This window comes from Nonomuraea sp. NPDC001636 (assembly GCF_040298265.1).
Classification (GTDB): domain Bacteria; phylum Actinomycetota; class Actinomycetes; order Streptosporangiales; family Streptosporangiaceae; genus Nonomuraea.
On record NZ_JBEOZT010000009.1, the window covers coordinates 95,000 to 110,133 of the forward strand.

16 protein-coding genes are annotated in these 15,134 nt (G+C 75.2%); 6 read left to right on the forward strand and 10 right to left on the reverse strand.

From position 1 onward, the window contains the following. Positions 1 to 72 precede the first annotated feature (72 nt). The gene (locus ABT158_RS19135) at positions 73 to 1,443 is read left to right on the forward strand and encodes a type III PLP-dependent enzyme domain-containing protein (RefSeq protein ID WP_352354979.1); all 1,371 of its coding nucleotides are present in this window, start codon (positions 73 to 75) and stop codon (positions 1,441 to 1,443) included. Between the two features lie 184 nt (positions 1,444 to 1,627). Then, on the forward strand, positions 1,628 to 1,954 hold the full coding sequence (locus ABT158_RS19140) for a WGxxGxxG family protein (protein WP_352354981.1): 327 nt from the start codon (positions 1,628 to 1,630) through the stop codon (positions 1,952 to 1,954). Positions 1,955 to 2,068: 114 nt separating this feature from the next. Here ABT158_RS19140 and ABT158_RS19145 read toward each other — a convergent pair whose 3' ends face one another. Then, positions 2,069 to 2,860 carry a putative protein N(5)-glutamine methyltransferase gene (locus ABT158_RS19145; RefSeq protein WP_352354983.1) on the reverse strand — a complete coding sequence of 264 codons (792 nt, stop codon included), beginning with the start codon at positions 2,858 to 2,860 and terminating at the stop codon, positions 2,069 to 2,071. Between the two features lie 401 nt (positions 2,861 to 3,261). Between ABT158_RS19145 and ABT158_RS19150 the strand changes: the two genes are divergently transcribed. After that, entirely contained in the window at positions 3,262 to 5,331 is a 2,070-nt protein-coding gene (locus ABT158_RS19150; RefSeq protein ID WP_352354985.1) for a S9 family peptidase, read from the forward strand. A 15-nt stretch (positions 5,332 to 5,346) separates the two neighbouring features. Here ABT158_RS19150 and ABT158_RS19155 read toward each other — a convergent pair whose 3' ends face one another. The 9 genes from ABT158_RS19155 to ABT158_RS19195 all read right to left on the reverse strand — a co-directional run bounded on the left by ABT158_RS19155 (position 5,347) and on the right by ABT158_RS19195 (position 12,153). Beyond that, positions 5,347 to 5,853 carry a DUF1707 SHOCT-like domain-containing protein gene (locus ABT158_RS19155; protein WP_352354987.1) on the reverse strand — a complete coding sequence of 169 codons (507 nt, stop codon included), beginning with the start codon at positions 5,851 to 5,853 and terminating at the stop codon, positions 5,347 to 5,349. Beyond that, on the reverse strand, positions 5,850 to 6,653 hold the full coding sequence (locus tag ABT158_RS19160; RefSeq protein ID WP_352354989.1) for an ABC transporter permease: 804 nt from the start codon (positions 6,651 to 6,653) through the stop codon (positions 5,850 to 5,852). The genes ABT158_RS19155 and ABT158_RS19160 overlap by 4 nt, the downstream gene beginning before the upstream one ends. Then, positions 6,650 to 7,615, reverse strand: a complete 966-nt coding sequence (locus ABT158_RS19165; RefSeq protein WP_352354991.1) for an ATP-binding cassette domain-containing protein — start codon at positions 7,613 to 7,615, stop codon at positions 6,650 to 6,652. Before ABT158_RS19165 ends, ABT158_RS19160 begins: the two co-directional genes overlap by 4 nt. Positions 7,616 to 7,632: 17 nt before the next feature. Beyond that, positions 7,633 to 8,565 carry a DUF4097 family beta strand repeat-containing protein gene (locus tag ABT158_RS19170; protein WP_352354993.1) on the reverse strand — a complete coding sequence of 311 codons (933 nt, stop codon included), beginning with the start codon at positions 8,563 to 8,565 and terminating at the stop codon, positions 7,633 to 7,635. Between the two features lie 5 nt (positions 8,566 to 8,570). Continuing rightward, positions 8,571 to 9,137, reverse strand: a complete 567-nt coding sequence (locus tag ABT158_RS19175) for a toxin-antitoxin system HicB family antitoxin (protein ID WP_352354995.1) — start codon at positions 9,135 to 9,137, stop codon at positions 8,571 to 8,573. A 72-nt stretch (positions 9,138 to 9,209) separates the two neighbouring features. Then, positions 9,210 to 9,599: a YunG family protein gene (locus tag ABT158_RS19180; protein ID WP_352354997.1), complete on the reverse strand. Its 390-nt coding sequence runs from the start codon at positions 9,597 to 9,599 to the stop codon at positions 9,210 to 9,212. A gap of 120 nt (positions 9,600 to 9,719) precedes the next feature. Next, the gene (locus tag ABT158_RS19185; RefSeq protein WP_352354999.1) at positions 9,720 to 10,226 is read right to left on the reverse strand and encodes an FBP domain-containing protein; all 507 of its coding nucleotides are present in this window, start codon (positions 10,224 to 10,226) and stop codon (positions 9,720 to 9,722) included. After that, positions 10,223 to 11,584, reverse strand: a complete 1,362-nt coding sequence (locus ABT158_RS19190) for a DHA2 family efflux MFS transporter permease subunit (protein ID WP_352355001.1) — start codon at positions 11,582 to 11,584, stop codon at positions 10,223 to 10,225. Before ABT158_RS19190 ends, ABT158_RS19185 begins: the two co-directional genes overlap by 4 nt. Then, positions 11,581 to 12,153, reverse strand: a complete 573-nt coding sequence (locus tag ABT158_RS19195; protein WP_352327684.1) for a TetR/AcrR family transcriptional regulator — start codon at positions 12,151 to 12,153, stop codon at positions 11,581 to 11,583. Before ABT158_RS19195 ends, ABT158_RS19190 begins: the two co-directional genes overlap by 4 nt. 131 nt (positions 12,154 to 12,284) lie before the next feature. Between ABT158_RS19195 and ABT158_RS19200 the strand changes: the two genes are divergently transcribed. The 3 genes from ABT158_RS19200 to ABT158_RS19210 are packed head-to-tail and all read left to right on the forward strand — an operon-like array spanning position 12,285 to position 15,118. Then, positions 12,285 to 12,485, forward strand: coding sequence for a ferredoxin (locus ABT158_RS19200; RefSeq protein WP_352355003.1), 201 nt, complete (start codon positions 12,285 to 12,287; stop codon positions 12,483 to 12,485). Further along, the gene (locus tag ABT158_RS19205; RefSeq protein WP_352355005.1) at positions 12,478 to 13,854 is read left to right on the forward strand and encodes an NAD(P)/FAD-dependent oxidoreductase; all 1,377 of its coding nucleotides are present in this window, start codon (positions 12,478 to 12,480) and stop codon (positions 13,852 to 13,854) included. Before ABT158_RS19200 ends, ABT158_RS19205 begins: the two co-directional genes overlap by 8 nt. A 16-nt stretch (positions 13,855 to 13,870) precedes the next feature. Further along, positions 13,871 to 15,118, forward strand: coding sequence for a cytochrome P450 (locus ABT158_RS19210; protein ID WP_352355007.1), 1,248 nt, complete (start codon positions 13,871 to 13,873; stop codon positions 15,116 to 15,118). The last annotated feature ends 16 nt before the right edge of the window (positions 15,119 to 15,134 follow it).

Sequence of the window (15,134 nt, forward strand, 5' to 3'; positions counted from 1 at the left end):
CGGTCATGGCCGAATCTCGTCTGGCCCCCCTCCGAAACTCCCTCTTTCCCGATGCATCCAGGAGCCTTGGACGTGATCCAGAGCAGTGCCACGCTCGCGCCCGCCCCGGCCCGCGGCACCACCGCCGAACGCGCCGCCCACGTGCTGCGCCATGCCGTACGCGCCGGTGCGCTCGGCCCGGGCGAGCCGGTCGCCGGCTTCGTCGACACCGCCGGCGTGCGGGACTCGGTCAGGGCGTTGCACGAGGCGTTCGGCGAGGTCCCGGACGTGCTGCACACCTTCGCCGCCAAGGCCGCGTCGTTGATCCCCGTCCTGCGGCTGCTGGCCGCCTCGGGCATGGGGTGCGAGGTGGCCAGCCCCGGCGAGCTGCGGATCGCGCTGGACGCCGGGTTCGCGCCGGGCACGATCGTCTTCGACTCCCCCGCCAAGACCCGCGAGGAGCTGCGCCAGGCGCTCTCCCTGGGCGTCGCGGTCAACGCCGACAGCCTGGCCGAGCTGCGCCGCATCGACGAGCTGCGCGCGCCGGACTCCTCCTCGGTGCTGGGACTGCGGGTGAATCCGCAGGTCGGCACCGGCACGATCGGCGCGATGAGCACCGCGACCGCCACCTCCAAGTTCGGCGTCGCGCTGCGCGACCCGGGGGCCCGCGAGGCCGTCGTCCGCGCGTTCGCCGAGCGGCCGTGGCTGACCCGCCTGCACGCGCACGTCGGCTCCCAGGGCTGCCCGCTGGAGCTGATCGCGGCGGGCATCGCCGAGACCTACCGGCTGGCCGAGGAGATCAACGCGACGCTCGGCGTCCGGCAGATCACCAGCATCGACATCGGCGGCGGCCTGCCGGTGAACTTCGACGGCGACGAGGTGGCCCCCACCTACGCCGACTACGTCGCCACGCTGCGCGCGGCCGTCCCCGGGCTGTTCGACGGCCGGTACGCGCTGGTCACCGAGTTCGGCCGGTCGCTGCTGGCCAAGAACGGCTTCGTCGCGGCGCTGGTGGAGTACACCAAGGACGCGGGCGGGCGGCGGGTGGCGATCACCCACGCGGGCGCGCAGGTCGCCACCCGCACGGTGCTCATGCCGGACGCCTGGCCGCTGCGGGTCGGCGCGTACGGCCCGGCGGGCGACCCCAAGGACGGCCCCCTGCTCGCCCAGGACGTCGCGGGCCCGTGCTGCTTCGCCGGCGACGTGGTCGCGCACGCCAGGGAGCTGCCGGAGCTGGCCGAGGGCGACATCGTCGTGCTGCACGACACCGGCGCCTACTACTTCTCCACCCCGTGGGCCTACAACAGCCTGCCCTATCCGGCGGTGCACGGCTTCACCGTCACGGCGGACGGCGACGTCCGGCTGAGCGAGGTGCGCCCGGCGCAGACCCTGGACGAGATCGCCGCGGCCAGCGGGCTGGCCCAGGCCGACGCGCTGACCGGCCTCCTGGCGGCGACCGCCTGAACACCTGCCGTCCCAACTATGACGGTATGTCCTGGTTTGTGGGGATTGTTTTCGCGGCTGGGGGTATGTCTACCAGCGAGTATGGAGTTCTCGCTCCATTTCGGGGGAACCTTCCGGGCCGTCGCCCGGAAGGCGCGACAGGCGGCTCTCCGCCTTGAGGGCCGCCGGATCCGGGGGAACCCACATGCGCAAGACGCTCACCGGCCTGGGGATGGCATTCTGCTTGGCGCTGGCCCCGGCCGCCACCGCTGTGGCGGACACGCCCGTCGTCCAGAGCCAGGCGACGCCGAGCCCGCAACCGACCGAGACCAGACATAACGAGGGCGGCGGCAACGGCGGTCTGTGGGGCCTGCTGGGGCTGCTCGGACTGCTGGGGCTGGCGGGCCTGCGCAAAGGCCGCAACCCGGTGGGGACGGCTGAGCACATGACCACCCGTCCCACAGGAACCACAGGAACCACCGGGACCGCGACGGGGACCACCGCCAACCCCACCCGCCCGCAGCGTCCGTAAGGAGGACGCGGGCGGTGCCCGGCACGCTCCGGCGCGCCGGGCACCGCGCTGCCCGCCCCCGGCAGCGCCGCCGCAGCCCGGCCCGCCGCAGCCCGATTCGCGTGGGTACGGGCCTCAGGCGGGGCGGGTGGCGATGACGGCGGTGGCGTCCAGTTCCTCCGAGACCGTGGCCCGCGCCGGGAGCCCCGCGGCCGCGGCGGCCCGGACGGTGGCCGCGGCCTGCCGTTCGCTGGTCTCCACCAGCAGGTGCCCGCCCGGCGCGAGCCAGCCGGGCGCCCCCGCGATCACCCGGCGCACCACGTCGAGCCCGTCGCCGCCGCCGTCGAGCGCCATCAGCGGCTCGTGCAGGCGCGCCTCGGGCGGCAGCAGGCCGACCGACCCGGTGGGCACGTAGGGCGGGCTGGCGATCAGGATGCCGACGCGGCCGCGCAACGAGCCGGGCAGGGCGTCGTACAGGTCGCCCTGGTGGACGTGGCCGCCGGGCAGGTTGAGCCGGGCGCAGCGCACGGCGGCGGGGTCGAGGTCGGCCGCGTGCACCTCGGCCCCCTCCCCCAGCGCCGCCGCGACCGCGGCGCCCATCGCGCCGGTGCCGCAGCACAGGTCGAGCACGACGGGCGGGCGGCCGGCCCGGCGGGCCAGCGCGACGGCCTGACGGATGAGGAACTCGGTGCGCGGACGCGGCACGAACACGCCGGGCTCGACGGCGACGCGCAGGCCGCAGAACCGCGCCCAGCCCAGGACGTGCTCAAGCGGCAGCCCGCCGGCCCGGCGCTCGACCATCGCGGCCAGCTCGGCGGGGGTACGGGCGGTGGAGACCAGCAGCTCGGCCTCGTCCTCGGCGAAGACGCAGCCGGCGGCGCGCAGCCGGGTGACGACGGCGGACACGGGGATCGGGGAGGGGGACATGGGGAGCCTTTCGGGATGCCGATGGGCGCTCCCCGCGGTCACCTGGCCCAGGCGGGCCGGACGTGTGCCGGAAGGGAGCCCCAGCCTGACGAAGCGGTAATGGGTCTCACCTCCTACGGACGATCTCGGCCAGAGACCGTCACAGTACCAGAGCCGATCCGGCGCGACGCGGGCGGCCATCGGGGGTCTCCCCCGGTCACGGGCCCGCCGCCGCGCGGATGATCATGTAGTAAAATGTCCGGGAGCTCGGCCGCGGAGATCGTCCCGGCGAGCAGGAGGCGGCCGCGGGAGCCGCGCGAGAAGTCCCGCCGATCACCTGACACGAACGAAGCGCACACCACTACGGTGTGCGCTTTTTGTCGTGCCAGAAACCGGACCACAGTGAGAGGAACCAGGCACGCATGCCGCACCACGACGACACCAAGATCAGCCTGCCCCGGCAGTTCGCCCGCACCCGGCGGTTCACCCTGGGCGCCCCCTCGGCCTTCACCGTCTCGGCGGACGGCTCCGTCGTGCTGTTCCTGCGCAGCCGCGCCGGCGACGACCCCGTCACCTGCCTCTGGGCCCTGGACGCCGGCTCCGGCGAGGAGCGGCTGCTCGCCGACCCCGCCGCGCTGACCGGCGGCGGTGCCCAGGGGATCGGCTCCTACGCCACGGACGACGCGGCCGGCCTGGCGGTGTTCACCCTGGCGGGCGCGCTGTGGGCGGTGGACGTCCCGACCGGCGCGGCCCGTACGCTGCCGGTGCCCGGCGCGGCTCGCGACCCGCGGCCCGACCCGGCCGGGCGGCTGGTCGCCTACCTCTCCGGCGGCGCGCTGCGGGTGATCGGCGCGGACGGCGCCGGCGACCGCGCGGTGGCCGAGCCCGACGGGCCGGACGTGCGGTTCGGCGTGGCCGAGTACGCCGCCGCCGCCTCGATGGGCCGCTCCCGCGGCTACTGGTGGTCCCCCGACGGCGCCCGCCTGCTGACGGCCAGGGTGGACGAGGCCCGCGTCGCGCTCTGGCACGTCGGCGACCCCGCCGACCCCGCGCGCCCGCCCCGGGCCGTGCGGTACCCGGCGGCCGGCACCGCCAACGCCGACGTCACCCTCTGGATCGCCGGGATTGACGGCGGGCGCGTCGAGGTCGCCTGGGACCGGGCCGCCTTCGAGTACCTGACGGCCGCCGGCTGGGACGCCCACGGCCCGTACCTGTCGGTGCAGAGCAGGGACCAGCGGACGGTCCGGGTGCTGGCCGCCGACCCGGACTCCGGCCGGACGCGGCTGCTGGCCGAGCAGCACGATCCGTCCTGGGTGCAGCTCGTCCCGGGCACGCCCGCGCGTACCGGCTCCGGCCGGCTGGTCGCCCACGCCGACCTGGACGGCACGAGGCGGCTCACCGTCGGCGGCGTCCCGGTCACGCCGCCCGGCCTGCAGCTGGAGGCGGTGCTCGGCGTGGACGGCGAGGACGTGCTCTTCACCGCCTCCGACGACCCCGCGCAGACCCACCTGTGGCTGCACACCCCGGCGGCGGGCGCCCACCGGCTCAGCGTCGCACCCGGGGTGCACGGCGGGAACCGGCGCGCGGGCACCCTCGTCCACGTCACCCGCACCGCCGAGCATCCGGGCGAGCGCGTCCGCGTGGAACGCCCCGCGGCCGGGACGGCGTCCCCGGCGCGGAGCGGGGTCGAGGTGGCGTCGGCGGCGCAGCGGCCGGTGCTGGCGCTGCGCCGGCTGTCGCTCGTCACGACCGGGCGCGAGCTGCGCAGCCACCTGCACCTGCCCTCCTGGCACCGCCCCGGCGACCCGGCGCTGCCGGTCCTGCTGGACCCGTACGCGGGGCCGGCCGGGCGCCGGGTCACCGACGAGCAGGCGCCGATGATGTTCGTCTCGCAGTGGTTCGCCGAGCAGGGGTTCGCCGTGCTGGTCACCGACGGGGCCGGCACGCCGGGCCGCGGCCCCGCCTGGGAGCGCGAGGTGCACGGCGACATGTTCGGCCCCGTGCTGGCGGACCAGGTGGCCGCCCTGCACGCGGTCGCCGCCCGCCATCCTGAGCTGGACCTGCGCCGGGTCGCGATGCGCGGCTGGTCGTTCGCGGGCACGCTGGCCGTCATGGCGGTGCTGCGGCGTCCGGACGTCTTCCACGCCGCCGTCGCCGGCGCCGGCACCAGCGAGCAGCGCCTGTACGACACCCACTGGCGGGAACGTTTCCTCGGCCACCCGGACCGCCACCCGGGCCGCTACGACGCCTGCTCCACCCTGGTCGAGGCGCACACCCTGGCCCGGCCCCTGCAGCTCGTCCACGGCCTGTCCGACGACAACGTGTTCCCGGCGGGCACGCTGCGCCTGTCGTCCGCGCTGCTGGCCGCGGGACGCCCGCACGAGGTGCTGCCGCTGTCCGGCGCCTCCCACGCCCCCACCTCGGACGAGGACGTCTTCGAGGGCCTGCTCCTCCTCCAGCTCGACTTCCTCCGCCGCCACCTGAACGGGTAGCCGCTGGGGGCCTGGTCAGCGGCGGGCCGGGCGGATGAGCAGGCGACCGTGGGGCAGGTCGCCGGTCACCTGGACGTGCGGGTGACCGGGGCGGGGCCGGCCGGGGACCTTGCAGGTCACCCGCCCCCACTCGGACCGCACCCCGTCGGCGTTCGCGGTGGCGCCCGCGGGCAGGACGATCGTGGCGCTGCCGTACGCCAGCAGCAGCTCGATGTCGACGCGCGGGTACGGCACGTGGGCCCGCGACAGGTCGAGCCGCACCCGGCCGTACGTGGAGTCGACGCACAGGCGGCGCGGGACCTCCCAGTCGCCGGTCCGGGTGACGGCGCCGCCGGTGGAGCCCAGCCGGACCACCTCGTCCGGCAGGTCGGCGACGATCGGCGCCAGCTCGCGGGCGGAGGTGGCGGTGAGCGCCAGTTCGAGCCGCCGCTCCAGCTCGCCGGGGTCGAGCCGGCCGTCCGCGTACGCCTGCTGGACCAGCTCGACCGCCCGCTCGCGGTCCGCGCCCGAGACGGTGCTCATCGGCTGACGGCCCTGTTGTACAGCCGCGTGGCCAGCGGCACGAACACCGCCAGGAGCAGCACGGACCACAGCAGCGACACCGGCACGGCGTGCCGCAGCGGCCAGGCGGCGGGCTGGGGCAGGGCGGCGCTGGTGTTGCCGAACAGCTCCCGCGCGGCCTGGACGAGCGTGGAGACCGGGTTCCACTCGGCGATCGGCCGCAGCGGGCCGGGCAGGCGCGTGCTGTCGGCGAACGCGTTGGACAGGAACACCAGCGGCAACGACGTGAGGGTGGCGAGGTTGTTGAACACCTCGGGCGTGCGCAGGGCCAGCGCGACCGTGGCCGTCACCCAGGAGAAGGCGTAGGCGAACAGCAGCAGCATCGCGAACCCGAGCGCCGCCTCCGGCGGCGAGCTGTGGATACGCCAGCCGACCAGCAGGCCGACCAGCGCCATGGTGGCGATGCTGGTGACGTTCATGATCACGTCGCTGACGGTCTGGCCGGTGAGCACCGCCGTGGGGGACATCGGCAGGGTGCGGAACCGGTCGAAGATGCCCTTCTGCAGGTCCTGGGTGAGCGTGTAGCCGGTGATCTGCGCGCTGGTGACGATCGTCATGACGAAGATCCCGGGCAGCAGGTACTCGCCGTAGGACATGCCGGGCAGCTCGATCATGCTGCCGAAGACGTAGGTGAACAGCACCACGAACACGATGGGCAGCATGATCACGCCGCCCAGCAGGTCGGGGGCTCTGCGGATCTTGAGCGCGTTGCGCCTGGCGATGGTCAGGCCGTCGGCGGCGGCCAGCCGGAGGGCGGTCATCGGACGGTCTCCTCTGTCTTGTCGTCGGTCTGGCGTCCGGTGAGGGTGAGGAACACGTCGTCGAGGGTGGGCCGGCGCAGCCCGGCGTCGCGTACGGCGATCCGCTCGGCGGCCAGGTGGCCGAGTGCCTGGGTCAGCGCGGCCGCGCCGCCGGTCACCGGGATCGTCATGCGCAGGGCGGCGGCGTCGATCCGCATCTCCCCCAGGGCCAGTGGCGCCAGGGCGCGGGCGGCGTCGTCCAGGCTCGCGGCGCTGGTCACCGAGAGCTGGATGCGGTCGCCGCCGACCTGGTCCTTCAGCTCCTCGGCCGTGCCGCGGGCGATCACCCGCCCGTGGTCGACCACCACGATGCGGTCGGCGAGCCGGTCGGCCTCCTCCAGGTACTGGGTGGTGAGCAGGACGGTGGTGCCCTCCCGGACGAGCTCGGCGATGACGTCCCACAGGGCGATCCTGGCGCGGGGGTCGAGGCCGGTGGTGGGCTCGTCCAGGAACAGCACGGGCGGGTCGGCGACCAGCGCGCCGGCCAGGTCGAGGCGGCGGCGCATGCCGCCGGACCAGCCGCGCACCGGGCGGTCGGCGGCGTCGGCGAGGTCGAAGCGGTCCAGCAACTCGCGGGCGCGCTCGCGGCTGCGCCGCGCGCCCAGGTGGTACAGGCGGCCGACCATCTCCAGGTTCTCGGCGCCGGTGAGGTGGTCGTCCACGGCGGCGTACTGGCCGGACGCGCCGATGCGGGCGCGCAGCCGGTGGGCGTCGCGGACGACGTCGAACCCGGCCACCGTGGCGTGGCCGGCGTCCGGTCGCAGGAGCGTGGTGAGGATCCTCACCGTGGTGGTCTTGCCGGCGCCGTTGGGGCCCAGCAGTCCTAAGACCGTCCCCTCCGGGACGGTCAGGTCGACGCCGTCGAGGGCGGCCACGTCGCCGAACCTCTTGGTCAGCCCCTCGGCCACGATCGCGTCTGGCATGTCGGTCTCCTCGGTCGTCAGGAACGGTGGATGTCGATGTCGCCGTGCGTGGTGTGGGCGTGGATCTCGACGGTCCGCGCCGCGTCGCCGGGGTCGTCGCCGGGGTCGAGGGCGACGTTCACGGTGCCGTACCGGGAGCTGACGTCGAGCCAGGCGGCGGTGCCCTCGGGGACGCCGACGTCCAGGCCGCCGCCGGTGGTCTCCATGACGACCGTGCCGGACGCCACCTCGCGGATCTCCACGCCGGCGTAGGCCGTCTTGGCGACGACGCCGGCCAGCGGGCGCTCCACGGTGATGTCGCCGTGGGCGCTGTTGAGCCGCAGCTCGCCGGTGACCTGGCCGAGGCGCACGTCGCCGTGGGCGGTCTTGACGGCGGCGGTGCCGTCGATCTCGCCGACGCGGATGTCGCCGTGGTTCGTGGTGATCTCGGCGTGCCCGCGGGCGCGGGTGACGGAGACGGTGCCGTGGGTGCTCTTCAGGCGCAGCCGGCCGGCCTCCTCGACGCGGATGTCGCCGTACGTGGTGGTCGCCGTGACGTCGCCGAGCGGCCCGCGGCACGACAGGCCGCCGGACGTCCTGGCGTCGAGGCGGGAGCCGGCCGGCAGCTCGACCGTCACCTCCACCGAGCCCGTGCCGAGCAGCAGCGAACGCGCCCAGTCGGCGGGCGACTCGACGAGCTTGCCGAGCGAGAGCCCCCAGCCGAGCGCCGGCCCGCCCTGCTCCTTGTCGGCGGCCACCGTGAGCCTGCCGTCGGCGTAATGGACCCGGACGTGCCGGGCGGCCTGCACGTCGGCGTCGTTGTGCTCGTCGCTCGGACGGACCTCGACCACGGTCTCGCCGCGGTCGCCCGCGACGACGCGGACGGCGGCGGTCGCCAGGTCGAGGACGGCGACGATGGGGCGGGGCGTGTCGAAGGCCGGCATTCCGGTCTCCCTGTCATCGGTCGGCATGGTCATCAGCGCACCCAGCCGCTGTAGCGGTTGCCGGTCTGCGGGGCCGGGCGCCGGGTGGCGCGGCGGGTGGCGTCGCGGGTGGCGTCGCGGGTGGCGTCGCCGGGGTCGAGCGCCGCGGAGACGGCGCGGACCAGCCAGGCGTTGACGGACAGCCCGTCGCGCGCGGCCGCTTCCTCGATGCGCGGCTTGAGCGCCTCGGGCACCCGGAGGGAGATCCGGGACGTGCCGCCCTCGTCGGCCTCGGGGGGCGGCGGCGGTGCGGGCGGCCGCTCGCCCGGCCCGGCGCTGGCGGGCGGTTCGTCCTGGTCCGGGAACGGGTGGGCGGCGGGCGGTGACGTCACGACGAAGGCGGGGTCGCGGCCGCGCAGGCGCACCTCGACCGAGCCGGGCGCGAGGTCCTGGGTGATCTCGTCCGCGGCGGCCGACAGGGCCTCCAGCAGGGCGAGCCGGGCGGCCGACTCAAGGGTGGCGGCGAAGCGCTCGGCCAGCGCACGGGCCTCCTCGCCGCCCGTCCCGGCGGCGAGCATGAGCTCGCGCCGGAGTTGATCGACATACGGGGCAAGGTCCATGACGTCATCATGACACGCGAAATGACGCCATCGCAAGCGCGCGATGACGTCATTATGGCGTCACGTGACGTCTCAGGCGGGCGGCGGCCCGGACAGCGCGGTGACGACGCGGTGGCGCAGCAGCTCGTACTGCTCGCGGCACCGGCGCGGCGCGTCCGGGGGACGCTGCTGGACCTGGGGATTCACGATGACCTCACCCGGGTGGAACTGGTCGGCGGTGAAGTCGATCTCAGTGCCGCCGGGCAGCACGTTCCAGTAGTGGTGGCCGACCTTGACGCCGCCGGCGTGCACCTCGGCCATGATCAGGTCTCCGCCGAGCAGGTCCTGGACCACCAGCGCGGTGATCCCGCACTGCCCCCTGGCCGGGTTGTCGGCCCGCCACTCCTCCCGCGCGGCGGTGTCGCAGGTGTCGGGCCCCCAGGCGGCGCGCAGCGTCGGCCGCAACAGATCCAATATCAGCATCCGGGGAGTGTCGCAGGCAGGCCCGACAGTTCACCGGCCGCCACGTTCCCGAGCAAGGGCGCCGGGCGGCGTCCTTCCCGCCCTGCGGCGGGAGTTGGACGCCGCCCCTCCACACCCCGATCACGCCAGGGTGTCGTGGAGGATCTTGTCGAGGAAGGCGTCCAGGTTGACCGTGGTCCTGGCGACGCGTTCGGCCACGCTCAGCGACTCGAACCGGACGCCCAGCTCGGTCTCCTTGCGCCCCCGGACGTACAGGGAGCAGGCCAGGTCGGCGCACATGTAGGCACCCACCGTGTTGCCCTGCCGCCCCGCCGCGCCGACCCGGGCCGCGGTGAACAGCGCGACGCCGGTCCCGGCGTGCGGGGTCACGCAGACCGAGCAGAGCGTGCTCTTGGTGAAGCTCCTGCGCACCTCCTGGCCGAGCCGCAGCGCGACGCCGACCGGCGCGCCGCCGCGTTCGGCCACCAGGTACGCCCGCTCGGGCGCGCCCGGATCGCGCCAGCCCAGGAAGTCGAGGTCGGGCCAGGGCAGCTCGGGCAGCCCGCGCGGGACGGCGAGCCGGCGGGCCTCGCCCTTGGAGCAGTTGACGAAGGACGAGCGGATCTCGTTCTCGGTGACGGGGTTCATGACGTGCCTGCTTTCGCGGACGGGAGGAACGGGGCGGGCAGGAGGCAGAGCGCGACGACGGCCAGCGTGACCCAGAAGGCGGGCCGGTAGCCGCCGTGCTGGAGCAGCACGGCCACGCAGGCGGTGCCGGCCGCCGCGCCGACCTGCTGGCCGATGGCGTTGGCGGTGGTCGCGGCGGGCACCTTGGCCGGCGGCAGCGAGTGGTAGAGGGTGATCATGGTGGGTGAGACCGCGAGCGCGGCCCCCACCCCGCGGACGAACAGCGCCACCGGCAGCAGCGCCGGGCCCGCGCCGGGATCGGCCAGCGCGAACGGCAGCGTGCCGGCCGCCAGCAGGACCAGGCCCGTGACGACGATCCGGCGCGGGTTGCCGTTCAGGTCGATCAGCCGGCCGGCCGCGAGCACCGCGACGAGCATGCCGAGCCCCTGCGGCGCGAGCACCAGCCCGGCGCCGAGCGCTCCGGACCCCTCGGCCGTCTGGACGAACAGCGGCACCAGGAACACGGCGGCGAACAGGGAGAAGTTGGCCAGGAAGGCCAGCGCGGCGGAGGCGGCGAAGGCCCGGTCGCGGAACAGGCCGGGCTCGACGATCCGCGGCCCGGAGGTGCGGGCGGCCCGCCACAGGCAGGCGGCCAGCAGCAGCGCGCCGGCGGCCGCGGTCAGCGCGGCCACGGGCTCACCGGCCCCGCTCAGCCCGTGCAGCAGCAGGGTCAGGCCGCCGCTCACGCCGAGCAGGCCGGCCACGTCGAGGCGTTCGGCCGGCCCTTCTGGCCGGGCGGTGCGCACGTACAGAGCCGACAGGACGACGCCGGCCGCCACGAACGGGACGTTGACCAGGAACACCCACCGCCACGACAGCGCCTCCAGCAGCACGCCGCCGACGACCGGCCCGAGGACGGGCGCGAACACGGCGGGCACGGCCATCAGCGCCATCATCCGGCCGAGCCGCTCGCGCCCGGCCACCTCGACGACGATGATCCGGCTGAGCGGGAAGAGCATGCCCGCCCCGGCCCCCTGCACGACGCGGAAGGCGATGAGGCTGCCGAGCGACCAGGCCGACCCGCACAGGATCGAGCCGGCCAGGAACACGGCGAGCGAGGCGGTCCAGGCCGTCCCGGCGCCGAACCGCTGGGCCGCCCACCCGGTCGCGGGGATGACCGCGGCCAGGGCGAGCAGGTAGGCCGTCGTCACCCATTGGGTGGCCGCCAGGTCGGCGGAGAAGGCGCGGGCCAGGGTGTGCGTGGCGACGCCGACCACCGTGCCGTCGAGCAGGGCGGTGAAGGCGCCGAGGGTGAGCACCCCGGCGACCGTCAGCAGCCGCCGGTCGAGGCCGGGCCGGGCCGCGGTCGTTGCGGTCATGGGGAAACCTGCCAATGTCTCAGTGCGCTGTCGAGCGCGTCGATGATCGCGTCCCACGAGCTGCGGACGTCGCGGGACGCCTGGAAGCCGCCGCGGGCCTCCAGGTTGGTGAAGCCGTGGAAGGTGCTGCGCAGCAGCCGGATGGCGTCGGTGTGGGCCGGCTCGGGCAGCCCGTACGCGGCCACGACCGCGTTGGTGGTGGTGAAGATGCGCTGGACGTCGGCGCACCCGGCGACGATCTCGGGGTCGAGCCGGAGCTGGGTGGCCTCGTACAGGCCCGGGTGGGCGAGCGCGAAGTCGCGGTAGGCGGCGGCGAAGGCGGCCAGCGCGTCCTTGCCCGCCTTTCCGGCCACCGCCGCGGTCAGGGCGTCGGCCTGGATGCGGGCGGCGCGCAGCGCCACCCGGACGCGCAGGTCCTGGAGGTTCCTGACGTGGGAGTAGAGGCTGGCGTCCGCGACGCCGAAGCGGCGCGCCAGGGCCGAGACCGTCAGGTTGTCGAACCCGGCCTCGTCGGCCAGCTCCCCGGCCGCCTCCGTCACGCGGTCCGCCGTCAGACCGGCCCGAGCCATCATGATCTACCTCCACAGCAGGAAACCTAACCTTCCTAGGTTTTATCCTAGGAGTCCTAGGTTTCGCAAATCAGAAAAACTTGGGATCAGGTTGGAACGTGGCTGGAGCAGGCGTTCGTAACGTGGCGGACATGAGAGTGCTCGTCGATCTGAACCGCTGCCTGAGCTACGGCCAGTGCGTGTTCGCGGCGCCGGCGGTCTTCCGGTTCCACGGCGCCGAGTCCCTCGAGTACGACTACGCCCCGGCCGACGCGCTGCGCGAGCAGGTGCGCGAGGCCGCCGCGGCCTGCCCGGTGCAGGCGATCACCTGCTCGCCGGACGACCATGCGTAGCGCGGTGATCGTCGGCGCCTCGCTGGCCGGCCTGCGGGCCGCCGAGACGCTGCGCGCCGAGGGCTTCACCGGGGAGCTGACCCTGATCGGCGACGAGCCGTACGAGCCCTACGACCGGCCGCCGCTGTCCAAGCAGGTGCTGGCCGGACGCGCCTCGCCCGCGCACACCGCGCTCGTCACGGCGCGGGACCTGCGGGCGCGCTGGCTGCTCGGCGAGCCCGCCACCGGCCTGGACCTGCGCACCCGGCAGGTACGCCTGGCCGGCGGGCGCGAGATCGGCTTCGACCGGGTGCTGATCGCCACCGGCACCCGGGCGCGCCCCTGGCCCGAGCCCGCCGAGGCGGCCCTGACCGGCGTGTTCACCCTGCGCGGACGCGACGACGCGGCGAGCCTGCGGGCCGCGCTCGCCGCCGGGCCGAGCCGGGTGCTGGTCATCGGCGGCGGGTTCACCGGCTCGGAGATCGCCTCCGTGTGCCGCGAGATGGGCCTGGCCGTGACGGTCGCAGAACGCGGCCCGGCCCCGCTGGCCGGCGCCCTGGGCGCGGCGGCCGGCAGCGTGGCCGCCCGGCTGCACCGCGAGCACGGCGTGGACCTGCGGGTCAACACCACGGTGATGGCGCTGGAGGGCGACGCGGAAGGCCGGTTGCGCGCGGCGCACCTGTCCGACGGCGACGTCCTGCCGGTCGAGGTCGCGGTGGTGGCGCTCGGGGCCGTCCGCAACACCGAATGGCTGGCCGGGGCGGGCCTGGCGGCCGACCCGCGCGGGGTGGTGTGCGACGCCGCCTGCCGGGCCTTCGACGCCGACGCGATCGTCACCTCCGACGTGTTCGTGGCCGGCGACGTGGCGCGCTGGCCGCACCCGCACTTCGACGGCCTGCTGCTGGCCGTGGAGCACTGGGACAACGCGGTGCGCCAGGCGGCCACCGCCGCGCACAACATGGTCGCCGACCGGCCGCGCCCGCACCGGGGGCTGCCGGCGTTCTGGTCCTACCAGTTCGGCGTCAGCATCAAGTCCGTCGGGCTGCCGACGATCGCCGACGAGGTGGTGGTCACGCAGGGCTCGGTGGCCGAGCGCCGCTTCGTGGCCTGCTTCGGCCGCCAGGGCCGGTGCGTGGCGGCGGTCGCGGTGGACGCCCCGCGCTCGCTGCCCGCCTACGCCGGCCTCATCGAGGCGGCCGCGCCCTTCCCGCCCGACCTGCGGGCCGCCGACGGGCCGCGCACGCTGCTCCCGGTGCCCGCCGGCCTGGCCGTGGACGGCCAGTCCACGCACAGCCCGACGGCTGCGGTGACCGGGCAGGGCCCGACCGCGCGCGAGGTGCCGCGCGAGCGCGACCCCCGCTCGCCGCTGACCGCGCCGCCGCTGGAATGAGAGCCGGAGGACGACCATGGCCCATCAGGTGACGCAGAGCCTGTTCGCGCAGGTCCTGGACGAGGCGAGCCGCCCGGACCCGTACCCGCTGTACGCCCGGCTGCGCGAGACGCCCGTCTCCCGCCAGGGGGACGACCTGTACGCGGTGAGCACGTACGCCGAGATCGTCTCGCTGCTGCACGACCCGCGGATCAGCTCCGACGAGCGCAAGAGCAGGAGCGGCTCCGGCTCGTTCGGCGCCTCCGGCCGGCTGATGGCCGCAGAGAACGCCCAGGACGGCCAGGAGTCCCGGAAACCGGCGTTCATCTTCCTCGACCCGCCCGACCACGACCGGCTGCGGCGGATCGTCATGCGGCACTTCACCCCGGAGCGCGTCAACCGGCTCGGGGAGCACGTGGTGTCGCTGGTGGCCGAACTGCTCGACCGGCGCGCCGGCCACGACTCCATGGACGTGGTGGACGACCTGGCCTACCCGCTGCCCGTCACGGTGATCTGCGACCTGCTCGGCGTGCCCAAGGAGGACGAGCCGCGCTTCCACGGCTGGGCCTCGGCCCTGGCCCGCACGCTGGACCCGCCCGAGGGGCTGTCGGCCGAGGAGGTGCGGCAGGCCGAGACCGCCGCGCCGGAGCTGCGCGCGTACCTGGTGGAGCTGGCCGGCGAGCGGCACGCCCACCCGTCGGACGACCTGCTGTCGGCGCTGCTCACCGACGGCGAGACCGAGCGCATGGACGCCCCGGAGATCGTCGCGACGATGGCCCTGCTGCTCATCGCCGGCCACGAGACCACCGTCAACCTGATCACCAACGGCATGCTGACGTTCCTGCGCAACCCGGAGGCGCTGGCGCGGCTGCGCGCCGACCCCGGGCTGATCGTGCCGGCCGTCGAGGAGGTGCTGCGCTACGACCCGCCGGTGCAGTTCCGCACCCGCACGACGCTGGCCGACATCGAGATCGCCGGGGTCACCGTCCCCCAGGGCGCGGACGTGGCGCTGCTGCTGGCCTCGGGCAGCCGGGACCCGGCCCGCTTCCCCGGCGCCGACCGCTTCGACCCGGCGCGGCGGGACAACCAGCATCTGGGGTTCGGCGGGGGCGTGCACTACTGCGTGGGGGCGCCGCTGGCCAGGATCGAGGCGCGGGTCGCGCTGGGCGCGCTGGTGAGCAGGCTGGTCGGGCCGGAACTGGCCGCCGGGCCGCCGCCGTACCGGCACAGCGCGTCGCTGCGCGGGCCCGCGCACCTGGTGGTGGGCTTCGACCGCCTGCTCTGACCCCCTGCCGCCCTGA

Coding starts and splice junctions, on each gene's coding strand:
- ABT158_RS19150 (WP_352354985.1), top strand. CDS start 3,262: ATGCCGCACCACGACGACACCAAGATCAGCCTGCCCCGGCAGTTCGCC.
- ABT158_RS19155 (WP_352354987.1), bottom strand. CDS start 5,853: ATGAGCACCGTCTCGGGCGCGGACCGCGAGCGGGCGGTCGAGCTGGTC.
- ABT158_RS19210 (WP_352355007.1), top strand. CDS start 13,871: ATGGCCCATCAGGTGACGCAGAGCCTGTTCGCGCAGGTCCTGGACGAG.
- ABT158_RS19145 (WP_352354983.1), bottom strand. CDS start 2,860: ATGTCCCCCTCCCCGATCCCCGTGTCCGCCGTCGTCACCCGGCTGCGC.
- ABT158_RS19170 (WP_352354993.1), bottom strand. CDS start 8,565: ATGCCGACCGATGACAGGGAGACCGGAATGCCGGCCTTCGACACGCCC.
- ABT158_RS19160 (WP_352354989.1), bottom strand. CDS start 6,653: ATGACCGCCCTCCGGCTGGCCGCCGCCGACGGCCTGACCATCGCCAGG.
- ABT158_RS19195 (WP_352327684.1), bottom strand. CDS start 12,153: ATGGCTCGGGCCGGTCTGACGGCGGACCGCGTGACGGAGGCGGCCGGG.
- ABT158_RS19180 (WP_352354997.1), bottom strand. CDS start 9,599: ATGCTGATATTGGATCTGTTGCGGCCGACGCTGCGCGCCGCCTGGGGG.
- ABT158_RS19185 (WP_352354999.1), bottom strand. CDS start 10,226: ATGAACCCCGTCACCGAGAACGAGATCCGCTCGTCCTTCGTCAACTGC.
- ABT158_RS19200 (WP_352355003.1), top strand. CDS start 12,285: ATGAGAGTGCTCGTCGATCTGAACCGCTGCCTGAGCTACGGCCAGTGC.
- ABT158_RS19205 (WP_352355005.1), top strand. CDS start 12,478: ATGCGTAGCGCGGTGATCGTCGGCGCCTCGCTGGCCGGCCTGCGGGCC.
- ABT158_RS19140 (WP_352354981.1), top strand. CDS start 1,628: ATGCGCAAGACGCTCACCGGCCTGGGGATGGCATTCTGCTTGGCGCTG.
- ABT158_RS19165 (WP_352354991.1), bottom strand. CDS start 7,615: ATGCCAGACGCGATCGTGGCCGAGGGGCTGACCAAGAGGTTCGGCGAC.
- ABT158_RS19190 (WP_352355001.1), bottom strand. CDS start 11,584: ATGACCGCAACGACCGCGGCCCGGCCCGGCCTCGACCGGCGGCTGCTG.
- ABT158_RS19175 (WP_352354995.1), bottom strand. CDS start 9,137: ATGGACCTTGCCCCGTATGTCGATCAACTCCGGCGCGAGCTCATGCTC.